General features: G+C 63.7%; 6 protein-coding genes. 4 read left to right on the top strand and 2 right to left on the bottom strand.

Annotation, left to right across the window (positions count from 1 at the left end; all coding sequences use genetic code 11):
* The first annotated feature begins 685 nt into the window (after nt 1–685).
* Nucleotides 686–2242: a D-xylose ABC transporter ATP-binding protein gene (gene xylG, locus AWB68_RS40915; RefSeq protein ID WP_087649862.1), complete on the top strand. Its 1557-nt coding sequence runs from the start codon at nt 686–688 to the stop codon at nt 2240–2242.
* Nucleotides 2239–3435 (top strand): sugar ABC transporter permease, encoded by a 1197-nt coding sequence (locus AWB68_RS40910; protein WP_087649861.1) that lies wholly within the window; start codon nt 2239–2241, stop codon nt 3433–3435. The genes xylG and AWB68_RS40910 overlap by 4 nt, the downstream gene beginning before the upstream one ends.
* Nucleotides 3436–3561: 126 nt before the next feature.
* Here the strand turns inward: AWB68_RS40910 and AWB68_RS51750 are convergent, their stop codons facing one another.
* Complete coding sequence (locus AWB68_RS51750; protein WP_374729660.1) at nt 3562–4068, bottom strand: TetR/AcrR family transcriptional regulator; 507 nt, start codon at nt 4066–4068, stop codon at nt 3562–3564.
* A 301-nt stretch (nt 4069–4369) separates the two neighbouring features.
* Between AWB68_RS51750 and AWB68_RS40900 the strand changes: the two genes are divergently transcribed.
* Nucleotides 4370–4660, top strand: coding sequence for a hypothetical protein (locus tag AWB68_RS40900; RefSeq protein ID WP_087649859.1), 291 nt, complete (start codon nt 4370–4372; stop codon nt 4658–4660).
* Between the two features lie 151 nt (nt 4661–4811).
* Entirely contained in the window at nt 4812–5840 is a 1029-nt protein-coding gene (gene tehA, locus AWB68_RS40895) for a dicarboxylate transporter/tellurite-resistance protein TehA (RefSeq protein ID WP_087649858.1), read from the top strand.
* Here the strand turns inward: tehA and AWB68_RS40890 are convergent.
* Complete coding sequence (locus tag AWB68_RS40890) at nt 5804–7357, bottom strand: serine hydrolase (RefSeq protein WP_087649857.1); 1554 nt, start codon at nt 7355–7357, stop codon at nt 5804–5806. The genes tehA and AWB68_RS40890 overlap by 37 nt on opposite strands.
* Nucleotides 7358–7558: the final 201 nt, after the last annotated feature.

The following is a 7558-nucleotide window of genomic DNA, read 5'->3' as shown; positions in this document are numbered from 1 at the left end:
TTCACTCGCGCTTGAAACGGAGTGGTTCAACCGGGGGAGTGTCGTTAGCGGGGTTTCATCGTTGTTGGCATGTAGAAAAGGCGCGCACGTCGCACCGCTGCGCGGAGTGGAGCAGCAGTCATTCATCCGTCTTGGCACTGCGTGCCCGACGACAGGTCTACCGGGCGGTGGTGAACTGAAGCATGCAGCAAACATGAACGTAGCGAGGGGTTTATGCGTTTCCTAACGGGTGAGCGCGTAGCGCGAGGCTGGATGAATGACTGCTGGTCCACTTCGTGTAGCGGTGCGATGCCCGTGCCTCTTCTACATGCCAACAACGATGAAACCCCGCTGACGACACTCCCCCGGTTGGACCACTCAGAGGGAGCGGACTGGAGACGCATGGCAAGCATTGGCGGTGGGAAGCTGCTTTCTTTGCTTACTTTCTTTGCAGCAGCAAAGAAAGTGAGTCCCGCCCCGGACAGGGGCAGAGCAAATAAACCGAGAACAAAGCAAGTTCCACAGAAGCCCGAGCGCATCAAACGGTGTACACCCCCGACCCCAAGCGCCAGCGATTACCCGTCCCGCCCCGGACAGGGGCAGAGCAAATAAACCAAAAACAAAACAAGTTCCTTAGAAGCCGAAGCGCATCAAACGGTGTAAACGGCACCCCCAAAACCCAAGCGCCAGCGACCGGAGACCCCGCATGGCACAAGCGCTCCTAGAGATGCGTGGCATCGTCAAGTCGTTTGCCGGCGTGAAGGCACTCGACGGCATCGACCTGGTCGTCGCGCCGGGCGAATGCGTGGGACTCTGCGGCGAAAACGGCGCGGGCAAGTCGACGCTGATGAAGGTGCTCTCGGGCGTCTATCCGCACGGCACATGGGACGGCGAAATCCTCTGGGAAGGCAAGCCGTTGCAGGCCGCCAATATCCGCGAGACCGAACGGGCGGGCATCGTCATCATTCACCAGGAACTGATGCTCGTGCCGCAGTTGTCGGTGGCCGAGAACATCTTTCTTGGCAACGAAATCACGCTGCCCGGCGGGCGCATGAACTACGCGGCGATGTATCAGCGAGCCGCCGAATTGCTGCGCGAGTTGAACATCGAAGGCATCAACGTCGCGCAGCCGGTGATGAACTTCGGCGGCGGTCATCAGCAATTGATCGAGATCGCGAAGGCGCTCAACAAGCGCGCGAAGCTGCTGCTGCTCGATGAACCGTCGTCGTCGCTGACGGCGTCCGAGACGCAGATCCTGCTCGATATCGTGCGCGACCTCAAGCGGCGCGGCGTGGCGTGCGTCTATATCTCGCACAAGCTCGACGAAGTCGAAGCCGTCTGCGACACGATCACCGTGATCCGCGACGGCAAGCATGTCGCGACGCAGCCGATGAAAGAACTCGGCACCGACCGCATCATCTCGATGATGGTCGGGCGCGAGATCACGAACCTGTTTCCGCGCGAGCCGCACGATATCGGCGAAGTGATTTTCGAGGCGCGCAACGTGACCTGCTTCGACGTGACGAACGTGAACCGCAAGCGCGTCGATAACGTCTCGTTCACGTTGCGCAAAGGCGAAATCCTCGGCGTGGCAGGATTGGTCGGCGCGGGACGCACGGAACTGATGCAGGCGATCTTCGGTGCGTATCCGGGCATCAGCGAAGCCGAAGTCTGGATGAACGGCAAGCGCGTGAAGATCGGCACGCCGGCGGACGCGATCGCGACCGGCATCGGCATGGTGCCCGAGGACCGCAAGCGTCACGGCATCGTGCCGCAACTGGGCGTGGGACAGAACATCACGCTTGCGGTGCTCGCGCGCTTCGCGAAGGGCGGACGCATCGATGCCGCCGCCGAACTCGACACGATCCACGCCGAGATGAAGCGCCTCTCGGTGCGTGCGGCGCATCCGATGCTGTCGATCGCGAGCCTGTCGGGCGGCAACCAGCAGAAAGCGGTGCTCACGCGCATGCTGCTCACCGACCCCGCCGTGCTGATCCTCGATGAACCGACGCGCGGCGTCGATGTCGGCGCGAAGTTCGAAATCTACAAGCTCATGTTCGGGCTTGCACGGCGTGGCGTGTCGATCATCGTGGTGTCGTCGGAACTGGCGGAAGTGCTGGGCGTAAGCGATCGCGTGCTCGTGATCGGCGAAGGCCAGTTGCGCGGCGACTTCATGAACGACGGCCTCACTCAAGAACACATACTGACCGCCGCGATCGGCGCTCAGGCCAGCGACCCGATAACCTCAGCGAGTGCAGCATGACGCCTGATCTCACCACATCACCGAAGCGCGCGAAGCGCGGCGCGTCCCATTCGTCCGGGCAGCGCTTCAAGCAGCTTTTCACGCGCTACAAGCTGCTTGCGCTGTTGCTGGCGGTCGCGGTCATCTGGGCCTTCTTCTCGTTCCTGACCGATGGCGCGTTCGTCACGCCGCGCAACCTGTCGAACCTGCTGCGGCAGATGTCGATTACCGGCATGCTCGCGTGCGGCATGGTGTTCGTCATCATCGCGGGCGAGATCGACCTGTCGGTCGGGTCGCTGCTCGGCTTGCTTGGCGGCGTCGCCGCGATTCTCGACGTCACATATCACTGGCCGCTTGCGGCGACGTTGCCTGCCGTGATGCTGCTTGGTATCGCGGTCGGGTTCTTCAACGGCTGGTGGTCGACGTATCTGCGGGTGCCGTCGTTCATCGTGGGGTTGGGCGGGATGCTGGCGTATCGCGGCGTGCTGCTCGGCATCACGGGCGGATCGACCATCGCGCCGGTCTCCGACAACCTCGTGTTCATCGGGCAAGGTTATTTGCCGCGCATCGCGGGTAATGCGCTCGCCGTCGTGCTGTTTCTCCTGCTCGCGGTGCTGACCGTGCGGCAGCGGCAGAACCGCCAGCGCTATAGCCTTCCTGTCGTGCCGATGTGGCAGGACGGCGTGAAGATCGCCGCCGCCGGGCTGATCCTGCTTGCGTTCGTCGCGACGCTCAACCGTTACGGCGGCATTCCGGTGCCGGTGCTGTTGCTGCTTGCGTTGCTTGGCGTGTTCACCTACATCGCGACGCAGACCGTGTTTGGACGGCGCATCTATGCGGTCGGGTCCAATCTCGAAGCGACGCGTCTTTCGGGGGTCAACACCAATCGGGTGAAGCTCGCGATCTTCGCCCTGATGGGCTTGATGTGCGCGTTCGGCGGACTCATCAACACGGCGCGGCTTGCTGCGGGTTCGCCATCGGCGGGGTCGATGGGCGAGCTCGATGCGATCGCGGCGTGCTTCATCGGCGGCACGTCGATGCGCGGCGGATCGGGGACGGTCTATGGTGCGCTGATCGGCGCGTTGGTGATGGCGAGCCTGGACAACGGCATGTCCATGCTCGATGTCGATTCCTACTGGCAGATGATCGTGAAGGGCGGGATTCTCGTGCTGGCGGTGTGGATCGATGTGGTGTCGGGATCGAACCAGCGGTAGGCGCCGGACGACTACGCGGCCTTTGCGGAGAAGGCTGCGGTTTCATACGGAACGGTGGCTTCGGCCCGGCCGTCGAGCGTCGGCCCGGTCAAACCAGACCAGCCATCACAACCCAAGCGAACCAAATCAGGAATCGATAAACGGAAGCGAAGCCACAAACGCATCGATCGCGCTAAAAAGCACCGTGCGCGCGACGCCGTCATGCGCCTGAATCGATAATCCGCTGAGCATGGTCAGGCACAAATCGGCAAGCACATCCACATCGACGCCGGGTGCAAGCTCACCCTCTGCCGCCGCTTTCGCCAGCCGTTTCCTGACGAGCGTAGCGATCCCCTGGCGACGCTTGCGCAGCAGGTCATGAAGCTCCTCATGCTCGGCGCCGATGCGCAATGCTCCGAGAATCAGCATGCAACCCCTTGGCGTACTGGCTCCCGCGCACAGATCAACATTCTTCCGAAACATGGCCTTGAACGCTTCACGGCCGCTCGCTGGTTCGTGCAGGGCATCCTGCATCGACGCGCCCTCGGCGCTGCCATAGAGCGCGAGCGCTTCGCGAAACAAGTCCTCCTTGCTTCCGAACGCGGCATAGATGCTCGGCGAGTTGATGCCCATCACTTCGACGAGGTCGTTCATCGAGCAATGGTCGAAGCCCCTCGTCCAAAACAATTCCATCGCGCGCCGCAGAACGGCTTCCCGGTCGAAGGCGCGCGGCCGGCCGCGTGGCCGGCGACCGGCTTCGTGATCCACCGATGACATAGGCTGGCTCCTGTTTCATGAACGCCAGTGCCTGGCGTTTCCTTATTTATGTGTCGAGCATAACAAAAATGCTGGACAGAGGCCAGTCGAATCGCCTAATATCTGTGCTGAGCGTTACATATATCGGAGAACCGGTTGCGCCGGGCTCCGCCCTGAGCAGATTTGAAGGAGTTTCGTCATGAAATCATTGATCCATGCGGCCATCGCGGCTTCGATTCTTGTCGGTCCCGCTGTTTCGTTTGCCCAGTCGGTTACGTCGGCGCCGGTCTCGAACGACGCGGCGAAAACCTTCGATGTCTTCGTCGATCAGCCCACGGGCTATACGTTCGTCAAACTGCCTTCCGGCTGGAAGTTCGTCGGCGCGGTGAGCAAGGACGACGCGCAGCACTTGCCGGGCGCGGTCCTCACGTCGGTTCTGCCGGCCGGAACCTCGCAGCAAGCCAGCACCGGCACGATCGTTCGTCAGTAACGCACGAGCCAGCGCGGCCGTTTGAGCCGATCGAGCATGTTGTTGAGCCTCACCGGCATTCGCGCAAGAGGCCGTGCCATCTAAAGTACCTCCCATCGACGGGCCTGCAGCATCAGGCCGGCCCGCCTGCAATCTTTTGGGAGTGACGGCGATGAACAACACTCGTGGACCCATGCCGGTGGCCTTCTTCGGCATCGCGGTGGGCGCGCTGGCGCTGGCCAATGCGTGGCGCGTGGCGGCCAGGATCTGGCAAGTGCCGGCTGTAGCGGCCGACGCGCTGACGTTCGCCGCGCTCGGCGTCTGGCTCGCGGTGCTGCTCGCCTACGCGCACAAGTGGCTCGCGCATCGCGAAGAGGCGTTCGCGGAAATGCAGCATCCGGTGCAGTCGTCGTTCGCGGCGCTTGGACCGGTGTCCAGCCTGCTCGCCGCGCAAGCCGTCCTGCACTATTCACGTCCGGTGGCGCTCGCGTTGTTCGGCGCGGCAGCCTTCACGGCACTCACGCTGGGCGTGTTCCTGCACGGCCGTTTCTGGCAGGGCGGGCGCAAGCCAGAACTGGTGACGCCGGCCATCTACCTTCCGTCGGTCGGCACGAGTTTCGTCGCCGGAACCACCGCAGCCGCGTTCGGCTGGACGCAAGCCGGTGCGCTCTTCTTCGGCGCCGCCGTGCTTTCGTGGCTCGCGCTCGAATCGATGATCATGCATCGTGCGGCTGTCCACGATCCGCTGCCCGATGCGCTCCGGCCGACGCTCGGTATCCAGCTCGCGCCGCCCGTCGTGGGCGGCGTCACTTATCTGAGCCTGACAAGCGGCGCTCCCGATCTCTTCGCGATGATGCTGCTCGGCTATGGCCTGTATCAAGCGCTGGTGCTTCTGCGCCTGTTGCCCTGGATTCGCAAGCAACCGTTCGCGCCGTCGTACTGGGCGTTCAGCTTCGGCGTCGCGGCGCTGCCGACGATGGCGATGCGCATGGTCGAACGCGGCAGCATCGGGCTGGTGGCGTGGCTCGCGCCGATGCTGTTCGCCGCGGCGAATCTGATCATCGGCGTGCTCGTGGTGAAGACGCTCGCGCTGTTGCTGCGCGGCGAACTGCTGCCCGCGGCGGCCGGCCAGGCCGAACCGCCGAAGGCGCGCGAAGCGGACGATCAACGGATGAACGTGCCGACGCCGTCTTCGTCGTAATACTCGAGCGTCACGCGGTCGCTCAGGAACGAAGCCTTCGAGATCGTCCCCGGCGCGGCGTTTTCGTTGACGAGCGTGAACGTGAACACGTCGCCGTCCCAGTGCGTGAGCGGCAACTTCATCGGGATCGGCCCAATCGACAGAACCAGCGATCCGCCCTGGTCGGCAACTTGTATCGGCCCGTGATAATCGTTGCGATAGGTGCCCGTGTAGGCGGACAGCGCGCGTGCCGGCAGCGGCGCCGCAGGCGGGCTCACGCCGACGAGCGATCCTTCCGGCGTGATCACCGACGCGAGCCCGTTTGCAAAGAGTGTGCCCCAGTCGCGCTGGATCGAGCCGAATTGCACGAGGTCGAAGAACTGGGCGTTCAGCGTTTCGGCCACGCCGATCGGATAGCCGTTGGTCAGCGTGACGATCGCGAGTCCCGTCGAGGGCACCGCGACGAAGTTGGTCGCGGCGCCGGCGCCGAACCCGCCAGAGTGGCTGAACATAGCACGTCCGGCAGCCGTGGTCCCGACGTTGAAGCCATAGCCGTAAAAGCTCGCCGGACGGCCCGCCCCCGGCGGCGCGGACTGCACCTGCGCGGTGATGGCGGCGGAGAGCGCGGTGGCATCGACGATGCGCTTGCCCTTGTAGACGCCCTTGCCGAGCATCATTGCGAGCCACTTCGCCATGTCGTTGACCGACGAACTGACGCCGCCCGCCGGCGACTGCGCATCCGGCATCGACCCGATTCCCTGCACCCATTTCCCGTTCAACCTGACGTGGCCCAGCGCGCGATTGCTGCGCGCGGCGAAATCCGCGTAGCGCGAACTGGTGCTGCTCATGCCGAGCGGCTGGTAGAGCACGCGCTCGGAGAGCGTCGCCCAGTCGACGCCCGCGGCCTGCGCCACCGATACGGCGGCCGCCGTCAGCCCGAAGTTCGTATAGAAGTACGAGTTGCGAAACGGATGCAGCGGCAGATAGCGCAGGCGTTGGAGGACTTCGGTCTGGCTATAGCCCAGGTCTTCGAGCCGGTCGCCCGCGTGATCGGGCAGGCCGGACTGATGCGAGTACAGGTCGGCGACTGTCACTTCCTGGCTGACTTCGGCATCGGACAGCGTGAACCACGGCAGGTGCGCGCGCACCGGCGTGTTCCAGGCGACGCTGCCGGTGCCGACCTGCTGCGCGACGACGCACGATCCCACCGACTTCGATACCGACGCAAGCTGGAACACGGTATCGGCGTCGACGGCCGTGCCCGAGCCGACGAGGCGCGTGCCGAAGCCTTTTGCATAGACGGTCTGGTCGACGCGCACGACGGCCACTGCCATGCCGGGAAGGCCGCTGCTCGTCATGAGGTCGGCGGCGAGCTTGTCGAGCTGGGCGATGGCGTCGTTGACCTGCTTGTCGGGGACGGGGCCGGGGGCGGGCTGCGCCGCGTCCGCGTCCGAGTCGCTGCCGCCGCATGAGGCGAGCGCGCCGCACAATGTGGCGCCGAGAAAGCGGCGGCGTCCCTGCGATGGTGTTCCGAACATAACGGGGGTCCTTTTCGCTGGCGCTTGGGGTTGGGGTATTGCTTGTGGTCGGGGTGTTTGGTTGTGGTCGAGGTGTTTTACACCGTTTGATGGGTTTGTGCTCCTATGGAACTTGTTTTGTTTTTGGTTTATTAGCTCTGCCCCTGTCCGGGGCGGGACTCACTTTCTTTGCTGCTGCAAAGAAAGTAAGCAAAGAAAGCA

Source organism: Caballeronia choica (assembly GCF_001544535.1).
Taxonomy (GTDB): Bacteria; Pseudomonadota; Gammaproteobacteria; order Burkholderiales; family Burkholderiaceae; genus Caballeronia; species Caballeronia choica.
The sequence above is the reverse complement of the archived record's forward strand: the minus strand, read 5'-3'. Positions and strand labels throughout refer to the sequence as shown.

Excerpts from the sequence above, each read along its gene's own strand:
- AWB68_RS40910 (WP_087649861.1), top strand. The coding sequence starts at position 2,239 with ATGACGCCTGATCTCACCACATCACCGAAGCGCGCGAAGCGCGGCGCG.
- AWB68_RS40890 (WP_087649857.1), bottom strand. The coding sequence starts at position 7,357 with ATGTTCGGAACACCATCGCAGGGACGCCGCCGCTTTCTCGGCGCCACA.
- AWB68_RS51750 (WP_374729660.1), bottom strand. The coding sequence starts at position 4,068 with ATGAACGACCTCGTCGAAGTGATGGGCATCAACTCGCCGAGCATCTAT.
- tehA (WP_087649858.1), top strand. The coding sequence starts at position 4,812 with ATGAACAACACTCGTGGACCCATGCCGGTGGCCTTCTTCGGCATCGCG.
- AWB68_RS40900 (WP_087649859.1), top strand. The coding sequence starts at position 4,370 with ATGAAATCATTGATCCATGCGGCCATCGCGGCTTCGATTCTTGTCGGT.
- xylG (WP_087649862.1), top strand. The coding sequence starts at position 686 with ATGGCACAAGCGCTCCTAGAGATGCGTGGCATCGTCAAGTCGTTTGCC.